Origin of the sequence: Tanticharoenia sakaeratensis NBRC 103193 (genome assembly GCF_000963885.1) — a bacterium.
In the GTDB taxonomy this organism is placed as follows: domain Bacteria; phylum Pseudomonadota; class Alphaproteobacteria; order Acetobacterales; family Acetobacteraceae; genus Tanticharoenia; species Tanticharoenia sakaeratensis.
The window spans coordinates 42,316-65,086 of record NZ_BALE01000058.1; the positions used below are offsets into that span (position 1 = coordinate 42,316).

Here is a 22,771-nt window from a genome sequence, read left to right on the forward strand (position 1 = left end):
GCTATTTGCACGGGCTTGCGTTGATCGCCGAAATCCCTTCGATTAGTGGAACGCGATCGATACGATCCCGGGATACGCCGCCGGATCGTCCACGCTCACATCCTCTTGTCGGAAAGACCTGACGCTCCGTGAAACGACACGCCCTTCTGGCCGCCCTGCTCGGCAGCAGTATCCTGCAGGCCGCCCCCGTTTTCGCCCAGTCGCGCGACCCCGCTGCCCCGGCGCCCGGCCAGTCCCAGCCGCAGCCCCTGCCGATGCCGCCTCCGATCGCCGCGCCGAAAGACGTGCCGTTCCCCGGCACGATGACGGTGCATGTGGATGCGACCGACCTCGACCGGCACATCATGACGATCCACCAGACGATCCCCGTGCCTGCGGACGCGGCGGAAAAGGGCGAGATGGTCCTGCTCTTCCCGATGTGGGTTCCCGGCGATCATTCGCCGACCGGCGTGATCCGCCAGTTCGCGGGCCTGAACGTTCGGGACGGCGGCAAGACGGTAACGTGGACCCGTGATGTCGTCGATGTCGCGGCCTTCCACGTGCCGGTCACGAAGGGCAGCCACACGCTCGACATCGACTTCAAGCTGCTGACGCCGGTATCGGACAACGAAGGCCGCGTCGTCATGACGCCGACCATCGTCAACGTGCAGTGGAACCAGGTTTCGCTTTATCCGGCGGGCTATTTCACGCGGCAGATCCATGTCACACCGAGCCTGACGCTGCCGCACGGATGGACCTACGGCACGGCCCTGCGTCCGCAGGGCACGACGCACGCCGCCGGGTCCGGCGATGCGACGACCTTCCAGAGCGTGACCTACAACACGCTGGTTGACTCGCCGCTGTACGGCGGCCGCTACGGCAAGCGCGTCGAGATCGACGATCATGACGGCCCGCCGGTTTATCTCGACCTGTTCGCCGACAAGCCGGAATCACTCGCAGCAACGCCCGAGCAGATCGAGGCGCACCGCAACCTCGTGCGGCAGGCGACGCTGACCTTCGGGTCGCATCATTACGACCATTACGACTTCCTGCTGGCCCTGACCGACGAGCTCGGCGGCATCGGGCTCGAGCATCACCGCTCGAGCGAGAACAGCGCCGATCCCGGCTACTTCACGAAGTGGGACCACACCTTCCCCGAGCGTGATCTGCTGGCCCACGAGTACACCCACTCCTGGAACGGCAAATATCGCAGGCCTGCAGATCTGTGGGCGCCGAACTTCAACACGCCCGAGCGTGATTCCCTGCTCTGGGTCTATGAGGGACAGACGCAGTTCTGGGGCAACGTGCTCGCCGCCCGCTCAGGCCTGGTCACGAAGCAGCAGGGTTTCGACGCACTGGCCGAAGCGGCGGCGGGGTACGATCAGGTCGCGGGCCGCACGTGGCGTCCGCTGCAGGACACGACGAATGATCCGACGATCGCTCAGCGTTCCGTCCAGTCCTGGCGCTCGTTCCAGCGGTCCGAGGACTACTACGTCGAAGGGCAGCTCGTCTGGCTGGACGCGGATTCGCTGATCCGCCAGCTCTCGCACGACACGAAGTCGATCGACGATTTCGCGAAGGCCTTCTTCGGCACGAACGACGGAAGCTACGTCGTCAGCCCCTATCGCTTCGAGGACGTGGTCGCCGCCCTGAACGCGGTGCAGCCCTATGACTGGGCCAAGTTCCTGCGCGATCGTCTCGACCACACGGGCGTCCATGCGCCGCTCGACGGTCTTGCGCGCGACGGCTGGCGCCTCGTCTTCACGGACAAGCCCTCGTCGTTCGCAAAGGCGCTCGACAGCGGGCGGCACGCCATGGGCGAGCGTTACTCGCTCGGCCTCATCGTCGGCCATGATGGCACCATCAAGCAGTCCATCTGGGGTTCGCCCGCATTCGATGCGGGTCTGACGCGCGACGAGAAGATCCTGGCCGTGAACGGTGAGACCTTCAGCGGCGAAGGGCTGACGGACGCCATCACCTCGGCCCATGCGCCAGGTGCCGGTCCGATCACGCTGGTCATCAAGGACGGCACGCATATCCGCACCGTCTCGATCCCGTATCACGGCGGGCTGCGATATCCGTCGCTCGAGCGGATCCCGAACACGCCGGACCGTCTTTCGACCCTCTACGCCCCGCGCCACTGACGCGGGAACCCGCGTCCCGTCATGCAGGCGCCATCAGCGCCGCATGACGGGCCGTCGTGTGCAGCCGGATCCGCGCGTGCAAGGCCTGGACCTGCACGCGCGTCAGCCTCTTGCGGGCAATTTCAGACCACAAACGGGCATCGAGCCGCGAAAGCCGTTTCAGCGATTCCATCGCTTCCGGCGCGAACGTATCCGCAAGCCCGGTCCGCAGGGCCGGCGGGATCGGCGCCGTCTCGTTCACACGCGGCAGTATGAGCGGGACACCCAGATAGCCCGACAACCGGCGCAGCATTGCCGGATCCTCGAGAATGTCCGCAAAAACATACTGCTTCAGGGCCTGTCGCGCGGCTTTCAGCAGGATGGCATCGACATGCGGATGGATGAAGTCATCCGGCGGCACCAGCGGATGGCCGTGCAGCAATGCACGCAGGCACGCGTTGTCGGTCTGGCAGGCGGCCTTGGGTTGCGCCAGAAAGTCGTGGAGCGGCCTGCGCGCCAGTCGCACGACATCGCCCCAGCTTCCCAACCCCTCCAGGGCATCGTCGGATTGTGCGCGCCAGTACAGCCATTGCGACATCAGGCGCGAGATCGGCTCGCGCAAGACGATGAGATGCGCTGCGTCCGGATACAGTCTGCGGGTCGTCCGGTAGCAGAAATGCCCGCCGACAAAGTCGGCATCCGCCGGGTAATCGGCGTCGTGCAAATAGATACGGGCACGCTCTTCCGGCACCAGACTGGCAAAATCACAAAAGCCGCCGAACAGGCTGTCGTCGAAACCGACGAGAGGTCGCCTGGGCGCAAGCGCCGTCTCGATCGCCTGCACCAGTGCCGTTCCGGCCGCTTTGGGAACATGCGTGAAGACGACCGGCGCACCCGCCATCCGTCGGGCAGGTCGCCGTGCGGGGGCCATCATCATTCGCTCGATCCGCGTTCTTACGCGGTTCATGATCGCTGCCTCATACAGGCAGCATCACATCACATGCGGCGGTGCCCAGCGATTTCCAAGATGTAAGGCAGTGTAAGGCGTGTGACGAAAAGCCTCAGTGCCCCGGCGCAGGAGGGGTATCGTCGCGATGCCACCATCCGCCGCCGACGGCCTGAAACAGGGCTACGGTATCGGTAAACCGCGCGCCCTGCGCGGCGATCAGCGCCAGCCGGGCCTGCGCATCCGCCTGTTGGGCATTCAGCACCATGACCTGGCTGATATCGCCCAGACGCTGCTGCGCGCGCGCGATCCGGAGGCTTTCGGCCGTAACGCGTGCCGCATTGGCGTTGGCGACGAGAGCCTGTGAATCATCGGTCGTCGCATGCAGGCAATCCGCCACGTTCTGCACCGCCGTCAGGACGGTCGCATGGTATTGCTGCACAGCCTGTTCGAACAGATGACGCGAGGCGCGCTCGAGATGCAGGAGCTGCCCGCCCTCGAACAAAGGCTGCGTGATCATGGCGCCCAGGGTCCACATCCCGTAACCGGGCGTGAAGAACTGGTCCATGTTGTTTACGACGATGGACGGCATGGCCTGAAGCTGCACGTTCGGCAGGCGGTTCGCGATGGCGACGCCGACCTGCGCGCTCGCATCATGCATTACGGCCTGCGCCGCCCGGACGTCGGGACGCTGTTCAATAAGACGCGATGGCAGGGTCGCGGGCAGCGTCGGCGGCAGGACGAAGTCGTCGAGCGAGAAATCCGGCAGGGTCGCGTTGGGGGCAAGTCCCGCCAGTGCCGCGAGTTGATCCCGCGCCTGGTCGAGCTGCAGATGAAGGGGCGCCAGCGTCGCCTGCGCCTGTGCGAGCAGCGCCTGCTGGGACACCACGTCATGCACGCCTGCCTCGCCGAGCGTCTTCTCGCCGTTCAGCGTCGTGAGCAGGTGCTGCTGGGACGCGATGATGTCGCTGGTCGCGGCAAGCTGGGCGCGGATCGTTGCATACTGGATCGCGGTCACGACCAGATTGGTCGTCAATGTCAGGTAGGTCGCTTCGAGCTGGAAGCGCTGCACCTCCTGCTGGGCCGCGAGCGCCTCGTGCTGGCGGCGGATTCCACCCCAGATATCGGGCATGTAGGAGATGTTCAGCTGTGCCGTATGCAGGTTGTACAGATAGCCGTTGCTTCCCGGCACCGGCGACAGGGCGATCGAGGTCTTGTTCCGGGTCGGATTGAAGAACCCGTTGATCTGCGGATAGAACTGGCCCGCCTGCGACCGTTTCTGCTCGGTCGCGGCGCGCAGGGATTCCTCGGCGGATTTCAGCGACGGATTGTTCGCCAGCGCCAGGGTCACAAGCTGGTTCAACGCCCGGCAGTGGAACAGCGTCCACCAGTCACCCGGAAGATCGTAATCGCTGCTGATCTGCTGGAGCGCCCCGGCGGCCCCTGCATTGCTGGGCGTCGTGTGCTGCGGCACGCCGCCCGCCTGATAGCCCATCGTGGCCAGAACCGTGGGCTTATGGAAATCAGGGCCCACGGCACACTGCGTCAGCGCGAATGCCAGAAGGGGCGCGCACGCGCGCGGGGCGAGAAAAGCGAGGTTGCGCATCACGGACGGTCCGCCGAACGCGTGCGGGCAAGGCGGCGCTGCACGCGCATCTCGAGCTCACAGAAATAGGTGGGAAGCGCGAACAGCGTCAGCAGTGTCGCGATCCCGAGGCCCCCCACCACCACGGTCGCAAGCCCACGCTGGACATCGGTGCCGATACCGGTGGCAAGGGCCGCGGGAAGCATGCCGGCGGTTGCAACCGTTGCCGTCATCAGGACGGGCCGGAACCGTTCACCGGCACCTTCCAGCACGGCTTCGCGGACCGGCACGCCGTCGGCGCGGTGCCGGTTGATATTGGCGATCATGATGATGCCGTTCTGCACGGCGACACCGAACAGCGCGATGAAACCCACGGCAGTCGCGATATTGAGCGTCTCGCCGCGCAGGTGCAGCGCCACCAAGCCGCCGAGCGTCGCCAGCGGCACGACGCTGAGCACCAGCAGCGCATGGCGCACGGTGCCGAACTCGATGAAAAGCAGCACGACCATGACCGCGAGCATGACAAGCAGCGCGATGGACAGGCGTTCCTGCGCGCGCTGCTCCTGCTGGAACGTGCCGGCCCATTCCAGATGGAACTGGCGGTGGTCGTAATGGACCTGGTTCTCGATCCGCGCCTGCGCATCGGCGAGATACTGCGACAGCGGACGCTCGCCATTGTCCACGCGGATCGTGATCTGCCGCCGATACAGCTCGTGGGCGATGTTGCTCTCGCCCGTGCGCAGCGCGATCTTCGCGACCTGGCCAAGCGGAATCTGCGCCCCTTGCGGATCGAGCAGCGGCAGTTGTTCGATCGCCTGCAGGTTGCGCGCCTCCATGCGCGCGATGTGGATCGTCGCATTGTAGACGCGATCCTGGACATAGACCTGCGTGATGGCCGCATCCCCGATCGCGTTCTGCACCACGTTGGCGATGTCGCTCACGCTGACCCCGTAGCGCGCCGCCGCCGCGCGATCGGCGGTGATGCCGAGCTGCGGGATGCGCGGCTCCTGGAAGATCGAGGCCTCCGCCGTGCCCGGCACGGCATGCAGGACGTCCACGATGTCGCCGCCGATCCGGCGCAGTTCGTCCAGGTCGTTGCCGTAGACGCGCAGGACCAGCGGCGAATGGGCGCCGCCCACCAGATCGCTCATGTTGTCTTCGATCGGCTGGCTGATGCCGAAGCTGATGCCGGGGATCATGCTCAGTCGTGCACGCAGCCGGTTCACGAACTGGGCCTTGCTCTCGCCTGCGGGCCATGAGCTGTAGGGCGTCAGACCGACCGGCATCTCGATATGCGAGGGCGACCACGGGTCCGTGCCGTCGTCGTTCCGCCCGAGCTGCGTGATGGCATAGGATGTCTCGGGGAATTCGCGCACCGTGTCGCGCAGCCGGTCCGCGATCGCGCTGCCCGCGTCGACTGAAATGCCCGATGGCATCTGGACCTGGATCCAGAGTGCGCCCTCGTCCAGATCGGGCAGGAATTCACGCCCGACAGACATCCCGAGACCCACGACCAGAACGAGCGCGATCACGCCGCCGGCATAGGCCACCGCCGGCCGGTCGATCATGTGGCCGAGCACGAAGCGATAGCGGTGGTGAAGCCATTCGAGCGGGGCGTTGTGCCACAGGCGCTGCGGCTTGCGCAGGGCGATGAAGCTGAGCGTCGGGATCAGCATGATCGCGCAGGCCAGTGCCCCCAGGAGCGCGAAGCTCACGGTGAAGGCCATCGGCCGGAACAGCTTGCCCTCGCTGCCCTCGAAGGCGAACAGCGGGCTGTAGGCCACGATGATGATGAGCGTGGACGAAAAGATCGACCGGCCCGCCTGTCGCGCGACCGTCAGGACCTCGTCCGGGCGCAGCGCGCGATCGGCATAATGTTCGCGGATACGCAGGATCGCTTCCGTCACGACGATGGCGCCGTCCACGATCACGCCGAAATCGATCGCGCCGAGCGAGAACAGGTTCGCCGACATGCCGAGCACGCGCATCAGGACGAACACCATGCTGAGCGCCAGCGGGATCGTGACGGCGGTCACCAGCGCGCTGCGCGGACTGCCGAGGAAGATCGTCAGGATCAGGAGCACGAGCCCGATGCCCTCGACCATCGTCTCGCCAACCTTGTTGGTTGTCGCATGCACGAGATTGTCGCGGTCGATATAGGGCACGATGTGCACGCCCATGGGATCGAGCTGCTTCTGCAGGCGCTGGACGGTCTCATGGATATGGTCGAGCACGAGCGACGGATTGTCGCCCGTCAGCATCGTCACGATGCCCTCGATCGTATCGGGATTGTGGTCCTTGCCGAGCACGCCTTCGCGCACCTGATGGCCGAACTGGATCTGCCCCAGGTCGCGCAGCATGACCGGCGTGCCGTTGTGCTGCGTCACGCCGATCGCGCCCAGATCGTCGAGCGAGTGGACCATGCCGATCCCGCGCACGATGTAGGACTGCTCGCCGCGCGTGATGCGTCCGCCGCCCGCGTCGACCGAGTTGTTCTTGATCGCGTTGATGACGTCGTTGACACCGACATTGTAGCGCTGAAGCGCCTTTGGATCGACGACGAGCTGGTATTCCTTGGTGAAGCCGCCGAAATTGTTGACGTTCACCACCCCCTGGATCTGCTGCAGGGCCGGAATGACGGTCCAACGCTGGATGTCGGACAGCTGCATCAGGTTCTGGCGATCCGACTCCAGCGTGTAGCGATAAATTTCGCCCGCCGGGCCGGAAATCGGCCCGAGTGTCGGCGTGATGCCGGCAGGCAGTGTCGCCTGGGCGATGGCCTCGTTCGTGAGCTGACGCGCGAGATAGATGCTCGTCTTGTCCGAGAAGATCAGGGTGACGAGAGACAGGCCGAACGTGCTGCTGGACCGGCTGTCCACGACACCCGGGACACTGGCGAGCGCGCGCTCCAGCGGCGTCGTGATCTGCTGCTCGATCTCTTCGGCCGCAAGGCCGGGCACCTGGGTCGTGACGAGGACGTTGGGGGCGCCGAGATCGGGATAGGCCTCGACCGGAAGCCCCTGCCATGCGGCATAGCCGCACAGGGCGAGCAGGATCGCCGCGAAGAACACGACCTTGCGGCGCCCGAAACACCAGGCAATGGCACGCTCAATCATCGTTGAGCAGAATTCCGCCGGCGGTCACGATCCGCGCATCCGCCGAGAGCCCTGACAGGACGCGCACGTCTTCCCCTTCGTCATACGAGATCTCGACGCGCTGCCTGCGGAAGGTGCGGGGCGCGACCTCGACGTAGACGTTGACCGCGTCGTTGTTCATCAGCAGCGCGGATTGCGGGACCATGACCTGTGTGCCTTCCGGCGCCGTGACGGCCACGTCGCCGAACATGTTGGGTCGCAGCAATCCGTCAGGATTGGCGCAGGCGGCATGCGCCTCCAGCCTGCGCGAGTCCGGATGCAGTGTCGGATCGAGGCTTGCGATATGGCAGTCGATCACATGGCCCGGTGCTGCGGTCAGCGTCACCTGAGCCGTCTCGCCGACCGCGATCTGGGTGATCTGGTCTTCGGGCACCTGCGCGTTGACCCAGATTTCCGACAGGTCGACCATCGTCATCTGCACGGCGGTCGGGTCCGTCACCATGTTGCCCGGCGCCATCGTCACCGTGGAGATGATGCCATCGACGGGTGCGACAAGCGGGATCAGCCCCCTGGTGCTGTAGGCCGCATTGGCGTTCAGCGCATTCAGACGCTGGTCGGCTCGGGTCGCCTCGGCCTCGGCCTGCCCCAGATCGTTGCGCGCCGAGTCGAGATCCTTGGCGGCATTGCCACCGACCGCGAGCACACCCTGGGCGCGGGTGAACGCCTTGTGGGCCAGCGTCAGCGCCGACTGCGCCTTCTGTTGATCGGCATAAGCCTGCGCGAGATCACCGGAGGCGAGAACGGCCAGCACCTGTCCGCGCGTCACGAACGCGCCGGGCGCCGTGGAGACCGAGACGACCCTGCCTGCGACCGGCGTGAGGATGGATACCGAGCGGCTGGGCTCGGATGCCACGACGCCGGGGAAATGCGTGATGTGCGGCAGGGCGACCGAGCGGGCCTGCGCCACGACGAGCGCATGCAGGATCGGGGATTGCGGGTCGACCACAAGGTCGCCGGACGCATTGCGCGCGACTTCCTCTTTCGGTCTGCCCTCCGATACGGGCGCCGGTCTACGCCAGACGACCACGATGATCAGCAGGACGAACACGGCCGCAGCAAGTGCAAGCAGCCCTTGGCCGCGGGAAAAGCGCATCGATATGTGGGCCCTGGGTTCGCTCTGGCATGAGGCGGAGGGTTTTGCGACAAAACATCGCGGACTACCGCCGGGTTACTGCCCGAGATCAGCCCTGCTGCCAAGCGCCATCACAAAAAGTTCCAGAACGGTGATAAAAATTTCACCGAGCCTTTGCACCTGCGTGCCACAGACCTTGCGTAAATCTTTGATATACAACACGAAAACGCCCGACCCCTTGCGGGGCCGGGCGCATGATCATTTGCCTTGCAGCGGCAGGATCAGACGGTATGGGTCCGCTTCTCCCGATCCCAGAAACGAACGTCCCGACAGGTCGTCAGGAAACCCGCAAAATCGCCGCCTGCCCGGATCTCGGCAAACCCGGCATCCATGTCGGACGGTCCGACGCCTGCGCGCTCCATCAGCGGGCGCGCTTCCTTCACGTAGGCGATGAACTTCGCATGGGCGAACGCATCGGCAATGAAGTCACGGGCCGTGGCCTCGTCGTTCAGAAGGGCAGCGCCGTCGGCGGACGGCAGCAGCACGACGGCGTCATACAGGACAGACGGTGCGCCGACGATCTTCTGTCCTGCCGGCACGAGCTTGCCGTCGGTCGTCTTCACGCCGCCGACCGCAGGGGCCACCAGTTCCACGAGCGTACCTTCGTCGGCTGCGGCCTTCATCAGACCGGACAGCAATGTCGCATCCGTGCCGTCCGTCACCAGCACGCCGAGCTTGCGGCCGGCGAATGACTTCGGTCCGTTCTTGATGATGCTCAGCGCCGGCGATTCCGGCAGCGTGCTGACGACCGGTCGCGCGGGCGGTGCGGCCTGCGGAATCTTTTCCAGACGCAGACCCTGCGCCACCTGCTGCGCCAGCATCTCATCGACATTCAGGAGATGCGAGACCACCCGCTCACGGATTGCCGGCACCTCGACCTTGCTCAGCTCGAAGACAAACGCGTTTTTGATGTGCGTCTGCTCCGGCTCGGTCTGGCTGATGTAGAACTGACGTGCCTGGCTGTAGTGATCCGCGAACAGCGCACCGCGTTCGCGCGTCGTTGCGTCGCGAAGCGGCTCCTGGAACGGCGTGTAACCGGCCGTCGGGCTCTCGCGGGGGCCGCGGTCGAGCGAACTCGGCTCATAGTTCGCGCGCCCTTTCGGGTTGTGCATCGCCATATGCCCGTCCTGCTGGAAGTTATGAAACGGGCATTTCGGTGCGTTTATGGGGATATGCGTGAAGTTCGGACCGCCCAGGCGCTTCGTCTGCGTGTCGAGATACGAGAAGTTGCGGCCCTGCAACAGCGGATCATTGGTGAAGTCGACGCCCGGCACGATGTTCTGGGTGCAGAACGCCACCTGCTCAGTCTCGGCGAAGAAATTGTCCACCATCCGGTCCAGCACGAGACGGCCGATCCGGCGCACGGGCACCAGTTCTTCCGGGATAAGCTTCGTGGCGTCGAGGATGTCGAAGTCGAACTTGTCCGCGAATTCGTCGTCGAACAGCTGAACGCCCAGTTCCCACTCCGGGAAATCGCCGTTCGTGATGGCCGTCCAGAGGTCGCGGCGATGGAAGTCGGGATCGGCACCGTTGATCTTCACGGCCTCGTTCCAGACGACCGACTGCATGCCGAGCTTCGGCTTCCAGTGGAACTTCACGTAGGTCGATTTGCCCTCGGCCGTGACCAGGCGGAAGCTGTGAACGCCGAAGCCTTCCATGAAGCGGAACGAGCGCGGGATCGCGCGATCGGACATGATCCACATGAGCATGTGGGTCGTCTCGGGCGAAAGTGATGCGAAATCCCAGAACGTGTCATGGGCGGACTGTGCCTGCGGGAACCCGCGATCGGCCTCCTGCTTCACGGCATGCACCATGTCCGGGAACTTCATCGCGTCCTGGATGAAGAAAACCGGGATGTTGTTGCCGACGATGTCCCAGTTGCCCTCGTCGGTGTACAGCTTCACGGCAAAGCCGCGCACGTCCCGGGCGACATCGAACGAGCCCTGGCTGCCGGCCACTGTCGAGAACCGGACGAATGCCGGCGTCTTCTTCCCGACTTCGCTCAGAACCTTTGCGCGCGTGACGTCGGCCAGTGAATCCGTGAGTTCGAAATAGCCGTGCGCGCCATAGCCGCGGGCATGGACGACGCGCTCGGGGATCCGCTCATGATCGAAGTGGAAGATCTTTTCGCGAAAGTGCAGATCCTGCAGGAGCGCCGGACCACGCGGTCCTGCCTTCTGCGTGTTCTGGTCATCCGAGACAGGCAGACCCTGCTGGGTGGTCAACACCGGCGCGCCGGGAGATGCAACCTGATGTGTGGCGCCCTGAGGCCCACGCTCGACGATCTCATCCCCGAGCTTGACTGTTTCGCGCTTGCTGCCGGCCATTATTCGAACCCCGTCCGTTCTTCGCTGTGCCCAGTCGAACGTTCCCCGGGCTCGGGCGGTTGCACATCGGAGTGACCGTTCAGAGTTACAGGTCGAGCACCAGCCTTGCCGATTTCGAGCCGGAACAGCAGATCATCATCGTGTTCCCCGCTGCCTGCTCGGCGTCGGTCAGCACGGAATCACGATGATCGGGGCACCCCTCAAGCACCCGGGTCTCGCACATGCCGCAGACCCCTTCCGCGCAGGAAAACGAAACGCCGGCACCTGCCGCGCGCGCGACCTCGAGAATCGTCTCGCCGGGTGTCACCCGCAGGGTCCGGCCGCTTCTGGCCAGCGTGATCTCGAAGCCACCGCCAGTGGCCGGAGCATGCACGGCTTCGAACAGCTCGCGATGACGCTGCTCCGACGGGAATGACGCAAAGGCGCGCTCGAATGCGTCGATCATGCGCGCCGGGCCGCAGCAATAGACATGCGCGCGCGGATCCGTGCGGGCGGCCAGCGCGGCCAGATCGAGCCGCAGATCAGCCTCATCGGCAAAGCAGGTGGCGACGGATGAGCCGGGCAGATCGTCCGCGAACGCGGCCGAGGCACGGCTGCGGGCGGCATAATGCAGGGAGAACGGTGCACCCAGGGCCTGTAGCCGCAGGGCGATCGACCGGATCGGCGCGATCCCGATGCCCCCTGCGATCAACACGCTCTGCACTGCCGCCTCGAACGGGGCGAAATGATTGCGTGGGCCGCCTACCTGAAGGACATCGCCGATCGCAAGGTTTGCGTGGATATAGGCCGAGCCACCCCGACTGCGCGGCTCACGGAGCACGGCGATTTCATAGGCATCCCGCGCACCGGGTGCGTTGGTGAGGGAATACTGCCGTACGATGGGCGTGAACGCCGGGATGTGCAGGTCGATATGCGCGCCTGCCGTTACGGGCGCCAGCGGAGCACCGTCGGCTGCCACGAGCGTCACGCCGCGAACGCAATCGGAGAGATCGCGCAGGTTCGTGACGCGCATCGCCATGGTCCGCTCCGTCATGCCTGTTCCCCTTTCACGTCGGATCAAGGTCGAGCGTTGGCGGGCCGCGCCGTCTCCGACAAGGCGGAGAACCCGGTTTTGCGCCTTCGTTCCGATCAGGGGCGCGCAGGCGCAATTCGGATGCGGGCGCGCCCCGATATGCTGCATCGTTGCCAATCCCTGACATGAGATGCCGCACAGACCCATGACGCTGACCTGCACCGCACCGCCCACCGGCCCGATCGTCGTCCCCCGCGCGCTGCATCGCCTGGAGGCGACGCCGCAGACCACGCATTGGGGGTATTTCGATGCCGCCATGGCTCCGGCGCTGATGGTCGATTCCGGCGATCTGATCCACGCGCAGGCGCTGACCCATCATGCGGGCGACGACCCGGCGCTGATGATGGATGACGCCATGCATCGCGTCTGGCGCGAGACCCCGGAATCCGATCGCACGCCGGGCGTCCACATCATGACCGGGCCGATCTTCGTGCGTGATGCAAAGCCAGGCGACATGCTCGAGGTGCGGTATCTCGGCATGCAGCCGCGCTTCCGCTTCGGTTCGAATCTCGCGGCCCACTGGGGGCAGCTTTACGAAGACCTGGGTGCGCGTGAGCGCGTCACGATCTATGAACTCGACGAAGGTGCGAACACGGCACAGGCCCTCTATGCCTACGACGTGCCGGACAAGTATCTAATCCCCGGCCGGATCACCCATTGCCCCGAATGCGACAGGCAGCGCGCGCTTGCCGGCGTGCGCGTTCCGGTTCGCCCGCATCTCGGCACGGCGGGCGTCGCACCTGACGAGACCGGGCGTGTCAGCACCGTGCCGCCGGGCCTGCACGGCGGCAACATCGACAACTGGCGCATCGGCGCGGGTGCCACGATGTACTACAAGGTGCAGGTCGATGGCGGGCTTTTCTCGATCGGCGACCCGCATATCAGCCAAGGCGATGGCGAGATCAGCGGCACGGCGATCGAGGCATCGCTCGACGTGCTGTTCCAGATCATCCTGCGCAAGGATTTCTCCTTCCGCTCGCCACTTCTGGAAACGCCGCAGAACTGGATCGTCCATGGTTTCGGCGACACGCTCGACATTGCGGCGAAGGAAGCCTCCCGCGACATGCTGACGCTCCTGACCGACCGGGGGCTGTCGACCGACGACGCCTATTCCCTGCTGTCCGTTGCCGGTGACATGGCCGTAACACAGGTCGTCGACGGCAAGCAGGGCGTGCACATGCGCATTCGCCGCGACATGTTTCCGATCACCCGGACCTGACGCTTCCCGGTTTCGAAGCTGCCGGACGCACGAGATCGAACGCGCCCGACAGCCGTGGAGCTGGAGCGGTCACGCTGCGCGAGCCGCGGCCGCCGATGAGGCGCCAGCCTGCAGTTCGGGCAATTCGTTCGCGTCAGACGGCGTTCTTCAGAAGCATCCGCGCTGATCGACGCTGCCCGCTGGCTCCTGCCGGGCGGCGTCTTTCCGTCTGTCGCGACGAAGGCGGCATTCACACCTGATGGATTTCGATCGAGATCGGGCGCGCGGACTTGCGACGCGGCGGCGATGCCGTTTGCAGCTCCCGGTGCGGATGTCATCGCGAACGCCCCGGGCGTCCACAAGCATCCGGCGTGCATCGAAGCGCGGACAAAGGCGCACCAGAAGTTCGGGCAGACGGTCGGTCAATTCCGGCAAGCAGACGGTGCGCACGGCGTCCGAACGCCTCGGCGCCATGGGCGCGGTCTTCGTCTGCCATTGCACGGACGACGTCGGCGATGCGTCTTCCGGACTGAAGCAATGCCGATAGAAAAACCCGGTTCCGGTGTTCGCTCATGCCGCGATCGTCACCGTGCCTGCGGGCATATAACCGCGTTTCCGCAGACGTTCGATGCCGATGCGCGGAACCGACGCCATGCTGTCGAACAGCGAAACGATCCGGCTCACGGACCGTGACATTCCCCTTGACGAAGTTGAGGATACACTCAAGTATCCAATTTTATGGAGGAGATCCTCTAGTTTCGATGCCTGTCGCACCCGCATGGAACGTTCAGCGGATTTCGAGAGCTCGAACCTGTTTTCAGGCGTTTGTTCCCGCGCACGCACAGGATCATTCGGATACGGATCGCATGCCACCTTCCCGGAGTGATGACAGCGCCGTCGCGCAGACCGACGCGGGACAGGGCCATGGTCTGGCCCCGGGGGCCTGGAAGATCATATGTGTTGCCGCGATCGGTTCCTTCATGGCGCAGCTCGACGCCACGATCGTCAATGTGTCGCTGACCAGCCTCGCCCGTGACCTGCAGGCATCTCTGGGCACGATCCAATGGGTCATGAGCGGCTACCTGCTGGCTCTGGCCCTGGCCTTGCCGCTGAACGGGCGGCTGGTCGATCGCATCGGGTCCCGGGCCGTCTATCTCTGGTGTTTCGCGGCTTTCACGCTGTCATCGGCCTTATGCAGCGGCGCCTGGTCGGCCGGGTCGCTGATCGCATTCCGGGTCCTGCAGGGCATGAGCGGCGGTCTGCTGGCGCCGATGGCCCAGATGATGGTCGCGCGCGTGGCTGGCAGACAGATGCCCCGGGTTGCGGGCCTCATGACGATGCCGGTCCTGCTTGCGCCTCTGCTCGGACCGGTCGTGGCAGGCGCGCTGCTCCATGTCGCGTCCTGGCGGTGGCTCTTCGTGATCAATCTGCCGGTTGGCGGGATCGCGTTCCTGCTGGCCGCCCGCGCGCTTCCGCACGATCATGCGGAACGGCGACCGCGCAGCCTCGACCTCGCGGGTCTGGCAACCCTGTCGCCCGCACTGGTCCTGTTTCTCTACGCTGCGGATCATGTCGGCACGCATTCCGGCGATGCGATCATGATCGCATCGCTAATTCTGTTCGGGTCGTATGTGCATCTTGCCCGCCGCAAGGGAGGCGACGCGCTGATCGACCTGCGGCTGTTGAACAATCGCCCGTTCCGCTCGGCCGCCGGCAGCATGTTCCTGATGAACTGCGTGTCTTTCGGCGGCCAGATGCTGATCCCGATCTATCTGATCGATGGCTGCGGGCTGTCGCCGGGTCGGACCGGATTGCTTCTCGCGCCGCTGGCGCTGGGCATGATGTGCACATATCCGTTCATGGGCAGGCTTACGGCGCATTTCGGCATCAGGCGCCTGACGGGTTACGGCGCGGTCGTGGCCCTGGCAGGCACGGTGCCGCTGGCTTTCATGGCCCATGGCCATCTTGTCGTGGCCGGCCTGCTGGCGGCCCTTTTCCTGCGCGGGATCGGCATCAGCGCGATCGGCGTGCCGGCCATGAGTGCCGGCTACATGGCGGTCCCGAAGCGCGACCTGCCGATGGCGACGACTGCCCTGAATATCGTTCAGCGCCTCGGCGGCCCGACGGGCACGACGCTATGCGCCGCGGCACTGGGATGGCATTTCTCTCCTGCAGCGCACGGGCATCCGGCGGACGCGCTCGTGGCAGCATTCATCATTCTGTGCGGGCTTCACGGGCTGCTTGTTTTCGCAACGCGCCGTCTGCCGCCGGTGCTGCCGGCTGCGTCATCCTGAACCGGCCGGAAGCTGTCGTCTCTCGCCCTGACATCAGCCCTGTCAGCGTGCCATCACGCTTTCGCTGGAACGGCCCATGCCTCCCGAACCGATGCGCTGTCGACAGCAATCGCGCTGTGTGTTCCGAGAATCGCCAGTGCATTCTCGTGTGTCTGCGGGTCGAATGCGGCGCAGGCGTCGCGCGCGATGAACACGTCGAAATTGCGCTCGAAGGCATCCCGTGCCGTGCCGTCGACGCAGCAATCGGTCGTGAGGCCGCACAGCACCAGTGTTTCGATGCCGCGCTCGCGCAGGATCGTCTCAAGCCTGGTGCCTGCAAAGGCGTTGTAGAGCGTCTTCTCGACCTCGATCTCGCCCGGCTCAGGTGCCACGCGGTAATAGGCTGCCCCTTCCGTGCCGGCCCGGCAGATGGCAGCCGCGTCCGCGCCGTAGCCGATGCGCTCGAAGAACCGCCTGACCGCGCGACTGTCGGTTTCGGGCCGCGTGATCACCCGGATGAACACGACCGGAACGTGCGCGGACCGGGCCGCGTCGATCAGCCGGATCGATGCGGCCAAGGCGGCTTCGACCGGCTCCATGACCATGCCTGCCTGCGCCATTGCAAAGCCCGGTGCTCCGAAATCCTTCTGGATGTCGATGACCAGCAGCGCCGTGTGGGCGGGCGCGAAGATCGCAGGGTCGAGCTTGTTCACGCGGCATGGTCCGGCGCATGGGGCCTGCGCATCAGCATGATGGCGATGGACAGGGCCAGCCCGATGGCGCCGAGGATCGCAAATGCGTTTTCAAATCCGCCCGTGCTGTCGCGCAGACGGCCGGCAAGCCACGGCCCGAGTGCCGCCAATGTCGAGATGAGACACATCGCGGAATAGAGCTCGAGGTTATGGCGGCTGCCGAAATACTCCAGCAGCAGCATGGCGCTCGCGACATAGACGATGCCGAGGCCCAGCCCCAGCGTCAGCGTGAAGCACGCGAGCGTGGCCGGTGTCTGCGGCAGTGCGAAGGACAACGCGGCCCCGGTCATGGCAAGGGTTGCAATCACCGTCAGCACGCGCGCGCCGACGCGCTGCCCGACGACACCGGCCAGGGCTGCACCAACCGCGCCGAGGATTGCGACCGCCGACATCATCTCGGCGGCCCGGTCGTGCGACAATCCGCGCTCGGTCAGGTGCTGGACGGCGAAGCTGTGCATCGTCGTGTTGATTGCAAGGCAGCCGGTGTAGGCGGCGACGATGATCCAGAACGCAGGCGCCGCAAGCGCGCGCCGTGTAGGCCAACCCGGGACCGCGGGGCCGTCCTTCGCGGCGCCATAGGGCCGGATCCCGGAGACGGCGAAGGCGGCGACGATGGCCGCCGTGGCTGTCGCGGCACCGCATACCCACCAGAATGGCCGCCACGTCCCGAAGAAATGGGCGATCCCGAGATAGAGCATGGGCCCTGCGATCGCGCCCAGGCTTCCGCCCGTGAAGTAGGCGCCCATCAGCCGTGCGGGCTGCGCCGAGACAGTCGCGATCACATGCGTGCCCGGCACCGTGCCGCCGAGTGTGAATCCCAGCCCCAGCAGAAGCGCGCCCGCATCATAACCGAACGCGCTGCTCGCACAGGCAAAGCAGGCGAAGCCTGCCGCCAGTACGATACCGGCAAGCACGAGCGTCGGCGCGGTCCCGACGCGACGGATCAGCAATGCGGGCAACGGGCTTGTCAGGCCACAGCCCAGGCCCAGCAACATGAAGCCGAAACCCGCCGAACCCCAGTCCAGATGCAGGTCGGTCACCATGGATGGCAGGACCACGCCGAGGGAATTGAACGTATCCGCCATCAGCAGGAAGTACAGGACCGTCAGCGCCACGAGGGCGATGCGGCGCCGCAGCAGGTTGTCAGCGGTCAGCGCGGACATGTCGAGTGGATCGGACGAGGCGGCAACAGAAGGCACGGAGGTCGTTCTCCCAGAACATGCACGAGGCAACCCGGCATCAACAGGACGGCCCGGGTCCGGTATCGAAGCCGGGTTCGCAGTCACAATCAAGCATTGGGCGTCGGTCCGTATTGTCGTGAGCTGCAAAACTCTTGGTCGCGCAGGCGCGTCCGCGGTTCAGACGGCCTCCCGGATCCATGCATGACGGCCTGATCGCGAGGCCGGAAACACGATACCGGGCACCGTTGCACACAGGCGTCCGCTTCAATCCGCAGGCTGCCTTCAAGGCGGCGATCCAGCCGATCTCGGGCGCGACCGTGCGTCATAGCCGACGTCCGTGCGGTCGGATCGTATCAGGAAGACGGGTTGCGGTTCTCCAACAGGCGCCGGGCAAGAACCTGATGGCCCACGACATACATGGGGCAACCCGGCGGTCGGCATGTTCCTGAAGGATGGCTTCGTCTGTCACGCACGCAGTTAGGGCTGGAACGCCGCAGGTGCTGTCGGCCGATGGGTAACACCCCACTTCATCGGACGAGCCTCCATTTCGCACCATCGTCTCCGGCCCGCAGGCATCAGCCACGCTGCTGCCGTGCCCAGGCTTCGCGGTAGCGCGGCACGAGCCAGCTGTTGAACAGGCGTTGCGCGCCTTCCTGCCAGGAGTAGCGTCCGCGCGGCGCGAAACGCGAGCGCAGGCCGACCTGCACCAGTTCGTCCACATGCAGATCCTGGTCGATGATCTCCCCGGCGGCCTGCATGTTCATGGCCATCTTGTGCCGAAAGGCCGGATCGGCTGACGAACCCGGTGCGGTCAGGACGCCCTGGTCGACCCGGTGGCTCTCGGGCCCGTCTGCGCGGAGAATGAGGTAGATGACCGCATCCGCCGTCATCACGAGCGACAGCGTGGGCGGGAGGTTTGCGAAGACCATGCGATGGCGTTCGTCATCGGTCAGCCCCGTGAAGACCGGCAGGACAGCACGCTGGGTCGCATTGAAACTGGCGTCCGGATGCAGCGTGCGGTTGGTGCGGTAGTAACCGGCCGTGTCATCCGGAAGATCGTCAGGAAACTCCGCGAGTTCGCTTGGAATGAAGTCGTGCAGCGGTCCCTGATGCAATTTGCTCGCGTGATACCCGTCGTTGTTGTTCTCGAACATCACTTTCCAGTTCCATGGATAGCGCTGTTCGCCGGACGGCTTTTCACCCTCGGCATCCGCCATGCCATAGGGCTTGAGGATTTCGGTCACTTTCGCCAGTCGGGGTGCGAGAGGGGCGGCCTCGCGGTCGAAATTGATGAAAACGAACCCTTCCCAGATCTCGACGGCAAAAAGCGGCAGGCTGGCCTTCGATTTGTCAAAGCCGCAGGATTTTTCCATGGCAGGGGCTGCGGCGAGGGTTCCGTCCAGAGTGTAGGTCCAGTGGTGATAGGGGCAGACAAAAGCACGGGTTTTGCCGCAACCTTCCGCTACCAGCATGCCGCGATGCTGGCAGACGCTGGACATGGCGCGCAGAACGCCGTCACGCCCGCGCGCCACCACGATCGGTTCATCCGCGATGAAGGACGTGAAGTAGGATCCGGGCTCGGGCGCCCAGGAGTCGCGCCCGACGCACAGCCACTCGCGTGCGAAGACCGCATCTTTTTCGAATTCGTAGAATTCCGCACTCGTATAGCACAGCGGCGGCAGGCTCTCGGCCTGTTCGGTCGGCAGGATCGAGCTTTCCATCGCGGCGAACAGGGCGTCGTCGAGGACTGCATGCGTCATGATGAAATTCCAGGATCGTGGATTGGATCAGAACGGCTTGTCGCCGGCGATGGTGACGCGGAAACCCGAGCGGACCTGAGGGAAATAATCCCAGATCGCCTGATGCTGCGTGCAGCGATTGTCCCAGAACGCGATCGCGTGCGGCGTCCAGCGGAAGCGGACCTGGAAATCGGCAGCCATGCAATGGCGAAACAGGAATCCGAGCAGGGCGTCGCTTTCGAGCGCCGAGAGCTGCGGAATGCGCGTGGTATAGGAAGCATTCACGAACAGGCATTTGCGTTTCGTGACTGGATGGGTCCGCACTACCGGATGTTCGCTGCACGGATACGTCTTGCCGTTGTTGCCGACAATGGGCCGATAGACGTGCTCCGCATCATGAATGGCGGTCAGCCCCTCGAGCATGGCCTTCATCGGGGCGGACAACGCGTCATAAGCCGCGTACATCGAGGAAAACGCCGTGTCGCCGCCGACTTCCGGCACGGTGTGGAGTGCGAGAATACTCCCCATCGGCGGCTCGGCATTGCACGACAGGTCAGAGTGCCAGTTTTCCCCCGCCACGAATTTCGAGTTCTCGTCAGCATGGATCGCCACGATTTCGGGGTAGTCCGCAAGGCCCGACACGCCGGTGTGGATCGCAAGTTCACCAAATGCACGTCCCAGCCGCAGATGATCTTCATGGCTGACGGGCTGATCGCGAAAGAAGATCACCTGATGGCGTGCGATCGCCTCCTGAAGAGTGGCGATCGTTTCATCCGGGAGCGGTTTCGTGAGGTCCACGCCCGAGATTTCCGCACCGATCCGGACCGTCATGGGGCGGACGATGATCTCGTTGCGCGTCAGGGTCTCGCTCATGTCTGTGTCACTCCGGGGTTTCGAGGCCGCAGATCTCGATTGCGGTCAACGCATAGAGCAGGGTCGCATCCATCAGGTCGTCGAGCGTGGGCCGGAACCGTCGCGGCCCTACGGTGACGGACGGAATGCCGGCCCGATTGAACACGTTGTGATCGCGCCACATGGACGCGTACACCGGATCCGCCACGGCGAGCCGTTCGCCGCGCGTCGCCTGCAGCGAGCGATCGATGCCGTCGAGCAACGGCTGGACCGCAATAGGGTCTGCCACGCCGCCGGGACGAAAGGCCACGCAGTCCAGCAGCGTCGGTCCGAAGGCGTCCATTGCCGTTTCGATCTCGCGCCGCACATCCTGCACGCGATCGACAGCACTCAGGCCCACCTCGATATACAGCGCGCAAACCCCTGTGCCGCCGCCCATGGCATGCGGCAGGCCGCCGCGCACCGCGCCGATCTGCACTTTCGGGATCGTCGTGCCCCATGATGTCTCGAAACGATGCGCCTTTTCGAAATCCCGTGCCCAGGCATTGATGCGTGCGATTGCGCCGCCAAGCCGATAGATCGGATTGGGATGATCGCCCGGGTCGGCGGGACTCTCGAGCAGCGGCGTGAAAACCGGCTCGCCCAGCAGCGTCAGGCGAAACGTGGCATATCCGGCACCCTGTGCCGTTGCCCGGAAATCCGTGCCTTCGGCCGCGATCATGAAATCGGGTGCGATGCCGCCATTGGCGAGCAGATAGGCAGCCCCGACGTCCTTGCCGGAATTGGCAACACCCTGCACCTCGTCGATCGGATCGGGGCCGATCTCGCCCGGGCAGGCTGCGAGATGGAAGCGCCCCGCAAGCCGAATGCCCGCACGCTGCAAGAGGTCGGCGGCCATCAGGAAACACGCCATGGGCCCACGGTCGTTGGCGACCGCCGCTCCATAGAACACGCCGTCCCGTTCCTCGACCTTTTCATCCGGCGGATGGCCGGGCGGCAGGGAGAAGCGCGTCTGCTGGATCGACAATCCACCTTCGGTGTCGAGATGCGAGGCAATCAGCAGGTCTCGTGCATGAGGCGCTGTCGTCGCATGGCCGCCAATCGTCGCCACGACATGGAAGCGCTCGGGGACCGCCGCGACACGCCATGGCGAAAAGCCGCTCTGCGTCAGCCAGTTTTCGACGAACATTCCGGCATCGCGTTCGCCGCCCTGCGGCGACGGGATCGCGCAAAGGTCGAGCACCAGCGCGCGCAGGGCGGCTGGATCGAGCAGCGCCCGCAGGCTATGCAGCGCGCCGTGCGTCATGCGGGGTCGGTTGCGCCATATCGTGCGCGCAGGGCCGGCAGGACGGATTTCGCGAGCTTGCGCAATCCTGTATCGTAATCCGGAAAGATCAGCATCAGGCCATCGAGTTCCGCATTGTCGATGATCTGCTGCAGCCGGGCCGCGACGGTTTCCGACGAACCCGCAACGTGCGGCGCGATGAAACCGGAACGCGCCCGGGCCGTCATCGAATTTTCGCGGCCGATCTCCGCGTCGATCACACCGTAGGCGCGCATCATGTTGACGAAGGCCTCTTCGTCGAACCCTTCGCGGATTGTCGCCAGCATGGCGTCTGCTTCCGCATCCGTCTCGCCTTCGACGATGATGGCCATTGCATAGGTCCGCAGGCGACGTCCGGCCTTCGCGGCCATGTCCTTGGCCCGCAGGCTGATTGCCCGCATTTCGTCGTCGTCACGCCCGCCGATGAACAGCGCATCGGTATAGGCGGTTGCGAATTCCATGCCGCGGCCGGACTGGCCAGCGGCGACGATGAAGGGACGCGGCGTCTGCACAGGCTTCGGATCGGACATGCAGTCGTTCAGGGTGATGTAGCGCCCCTGCAGACTGACGTGGTCGTCGCTCCACAGACGCTTGACCGCATCGAGCCATTCGCCGGCATAATCGTAGCGTTCGTCATGACCCAGAGTCTCCGGCCATGCGCCCATCTGGGCGAACTCGTCGTGATAGGCGCCGGGCACGACATTGAGGCCTGCACGGCCGTGGCTTACCTGATCGAGCGTTGCGATCATCTTGGCAGTCACGGCCGGGTTGTGCAGCAGCGTCTGGAACGTGGTCCAGACCTTGACCCGCTTCGTCTCGGCCGCCAGCGCGCTCATGAGGACGGTGGAATCGAGGGCGATGTCCCAGTGACGTGTGTGGCCGCCGTAACCACGATATTTCGCCATCGCCATGATGAAATCGAGCCCGATCTCCTCCGCCAGGAGAGCCGCGCGCCGATTGTATTCATACGAGCCGTCGATCCGGGGCCCGGTCGAGGACAGGATCCACCCGCCATTGGCGATCGGCATGAAGATACCGAAATCCTTGCCCCCGCGCGCGGATGGCAGATCGGCGCCCGGCATGTCGACGCTTTGGCTATCGGGTGCTTGCATCGCGCGTGTCTCTCCTTGATC

At 65.0% G+C, this 22,771-nt stretch carries 15 protein-coding genes; 3 read left to right on the top strand and 12 right to left on the bottom strand.

Annotated features, from left to right (window positions below):
- Window positions 1-254 precede the first annotated feature (254 nt).
- Complete coding sequence (locus tag B8446_RS15460; protein WP_084712393.1) at window positions 255-2,123, top strand: M61 family metallopeptidase; 1,869 nt, start codon at window positions 255-257, stop codon at window positions 2,121-2,123.
- 19 nt (window positions 2,124-2,142) lie between these two features.
- On the opposite strand, the gene B8446_RS15465 is transcribed toward B8446_RS15460, so the two are convergent.
- From B8446_RS15465 to B8446_RS15490, 6 genes are all read right to left on the bottom strand, one after another.
- On the bottom strand, window positions 2,143-3,039 hold the full coding sequence (locus B8446_RS15465; protein ID WP_148506048.1) for a sulfotransferase family 2 domain-containing protein: 897 nt from the start codon (window positions 3,037-3,039) through the stop codon (window positions 2,143-2,145).
- A gap of 124 nt (window positions 3,040-3,163) precedes the next feature.
- Entirely contained in the window at window positions 3,164-4,654 is a 1,491-nt protein-coding gene (locus B8446_RS15470; RefSeq protein WP_048851192.1) for an efflux transporter outer membrane subunit, read from the bottom strand.
- Window positions 4,654-7,749, bottom strand: coding sequence for an efflux RND transporter permease subunit (locus B8446_RS15475; protein ID WP_048851194.1), 3,096 nt, complete (start codon window positions 7,747-7,749; stop codon window positions 4,654-4,656). Before B8446_RS15475 ends, B8446_RS15470 begins: the two co-directional genes overlap by 1 nt.
- Window positions 7,742-8,881 (bottom strand): efflux RND transporter periplasmic adaptor subunit, encoded by a 1,140-nt coding sequence (locus tag B8446_RS15480; RefSeq protein WP_048851196.1) that lies wholly within the window; start codon window positions 8,879-8,881, stop codon window positions 7,742-7,744. The genes B8446_RS15475 and B8446_RS15480 overlap by 8 nt, the downstream gene beginning before the upstream one ends.
- A gap of 260 nt (window positions 8,882-9,141) precedes the next feature.
- The gene (locus B8446_RS15485) at window positions 9,142-11,247 is read right to left on the bottom strand and encodes a catalase (protein WP_048851197.1); all 2,106 of its coding nucleotides are present in this window, start codon (window positions 11,245-11,247) and stop codon (window positions 9,142-9,144) included.
- Window positions 11,248-11,332: 85 nt separating this feature from the next.
- The gene (locus tag B8446_RS15490) at window positions 11,333-12,280 is read right to left on the bottom strand and encodes a PDR/VanB family oxidoreductase (RefSeq protein WP_048851242.1); all 948 of its coding nucleotides are present in this window, start codon (window positions 12,278-12,280) and stop codon (window positions 11,333-11,335) included.
- Window positions 12,281-12,464: 184 nt separating this feature from the next.
- On the opposite strand from B8446_RS15490, the gene B8446_RS15495 reads away from it, so the two are divergent.
- A complete protein-coding gene (locus B8446_RS15495; RefSeq protein ID WP_048851200.1) occupies window positions 12,465-13,538 on the top strand; it encodes an acetamidase/formamidase family protein in 1,074 nt (357 codons plus the stop codon).
- Between the two features lie 845 nt (window positions 13,539-14,383).
- Window positions 14,384-15,811 (top strand): DHA2 family efflux MFS transporter permease subunit, encoded by a 1,428-nt coding sequence (locus B8446_RS15505; RefSeq protein ID WP_084712392.1) that lies wholly within the window; start codon window positions 14,384-14,386, stop codon window positions 15,809-15,811.
- Between the two features lie 53 nt (window positions 15,812-15,864).
- Here B8446_RS15505 and B8446_RS15510 read toward each other — a convergent pair whose 3' ends face one another.
- The 6 genes from B8446_RS15510 to B8446_RS15535 form a co-directional block, all read right to left on the bottom strand.
- Complete coding sequence (locus B8446_RS15510; RefSeq protein ID WP_241767830.1) at window positions 15,865-16,503, bottom strand: cysteine hydrolase family protein; 639 nt, start codon at window positions 16,501-16,503, stop codon at window positions 15,865-15,867.
- A complete protein-coding gene (locus B8446_RS15515) occupies window positions 16,500-17,741 on the bottom strand; it encodes an MFS transporter (RefSeq protein WP_148506049.1) in 1,242 nt (413 codons plus the stop codon). The genes B8446_RS15510 and B8446_RS15515 overlap by 4 nt, the downstream gene beginning before the upstream one ends.
- Window positions 17,742-18,298: 557 nt before the next feature.
- Window positions 18,299-19,483, bottom strand: coding sequence for an aromatic ring-hydroxylating oxygenase subunit alpha (locus B8446_RS15520; RefSeq protein WP_048851205.1), 1,185 nt, complete (start codon window positions 19,481-19,483; stop codon window positions 18,299-18,301).
- A gap of 27 nt (window positions 19,484-19,510) precedes the next feature.
- Window positions 19,511-20,335 (bottom strand): TauD/TfdA dioxygenase family protein, encoded by an 825-nt coding sequence (locus tag B8446_RS15525; protein WP_048851206.1) that lies wholly within the window; start codon window positions 20,333-20,335, stop codon window positions 19,511-19,513.
- A 7-nt stretch (window positions 20,336-20,342) separates the two neighbouring features.
- Complete coding sequence (locus B8446_RS15530) at window positions 20,343-21,620, bottom strand: zinc-binding metallopeptidase family protein (RefSeq protein ID WP_048851209.1); 1,278 nt, start codon at window positions 21,618-21,620, stop codon at window positions 20,343-20,345.
- Window positions 21,617-22,750 (bottom strand): LLM class flavin-dependent oxidoreductase, encoded by a 1,134-nt coding sequence (locus B8446_RS15535; protein WP_241767831.1) that lies wholly within the window; start codon window positions 22,748-22,750, stop codon window positions 21,617-21,619. Before B8446_RS15535 ends, B8446_RS15530 begins: the two co-directional genes overlap by 4 nt.
- Window positions 22,751-22,771: the final 21 nt, after the last annotated feature.

What these genes read in the sequence shown, in the direction of transcription:
- B8446_RS15460 (WP_084712393.1), top strand. Translation starts at nt 255, where the DNA reads ATGCCGCCTCCGATCGCCGCGCCGAAAGACGTGCCGTTCCCCGGCACG.
- B8446_RS15465 (WP_148506048.1), bottom strand. Translation starts at nt 3,039, where the DNA reads ATGATGATGGCCCCCGCACGGCGACCTGCCCGACGGATGGCGGGTGCG.
- B8446_RS15470 (WP_048851192.1), bottom strand. Translation starts at nt 4,654, where the DNA reads ATGCGCAACCTCGCTTTTCTCGCCCCGCGCGCGTGCGCGCCCCTTCTG.
- B8446_RS15475 (WP_048851194.1), bottom strand. Translation starts at nt 7,749, where the DNA reads ATGATTGAGCGTGCCATTGCCTGGTGTTTCGGGCGCCGCAAGGTCGTG.
- B8446_RS15480 (WP_048851196.1), bottom strand. Translation starts at nt 8,881, where the DNA reads ATGCGCTTTTCCCGCGGCCAAGGGCTGCTTGCACTTGCTGCGGCCGTG.
- B8446_RS15485 (WP_048851197.1), bottom strand. Translation starts at nt 11,247, where the DNA reads ATGGCCGGCAGCAAGCGCGAAACAGTCAAGCTCGGGGATGAGATCGTC.
- B8446_RS15490 (WP_048851242.1), bottom strand. Translation starts at nt 12,280, where the DNA reads ATGACGGAGCGGACCATGGCGATGCGCGTCACGAACCTGCGCGATCTC.
- B8446_RS15495 (WP_048851200.1), top strand. Translation starts at nt 12,465, where the DNA reads ATGACGCTGACCTGCACCGCACCGCCCACCGGCCCGATCGTCGTCCCC.
- B8446_RS15505 (WP_084712392.1), top strand. Translation starts at nt 14,384, where the DNA reads ATGCCACCTTCCCGGAGTGATGACAGCGCCGTCGCGCAGACCGACGCG.
- B8446_RS15520 (WP_048851205.1), bottom strand. Translation starts at nt 19,483, where the DNA reads ATGACGCATGCAGTCCTCGACGACGCCCTGTTCGCCGCGATGGAAAGC.
- B8446_RS15525 (WP_048851206.1), bottom strand. Translation starts at nt 20,335, where the DNA reads ATGAGCGAGACCCTGACGCGCAACGAGATCATCGTCCGCCCCATGACG.
- B8446_RS15530 (WP_048851209.1), bottom strand. Translation starts at nt 21,620, where the DNA reads ATGACGCACGGCGCGCTGCATAGCCTGCGGGCGCTGCTCGATCCAGCC.
- B8446_RS15535 (WP_241767831.1), bottom strand. Translation starts at nt 22,750, where the DNA reads ATGCAAGCACCCGATAGCCAAAGCGTCGACATGCCGGGCGCCGATCTG.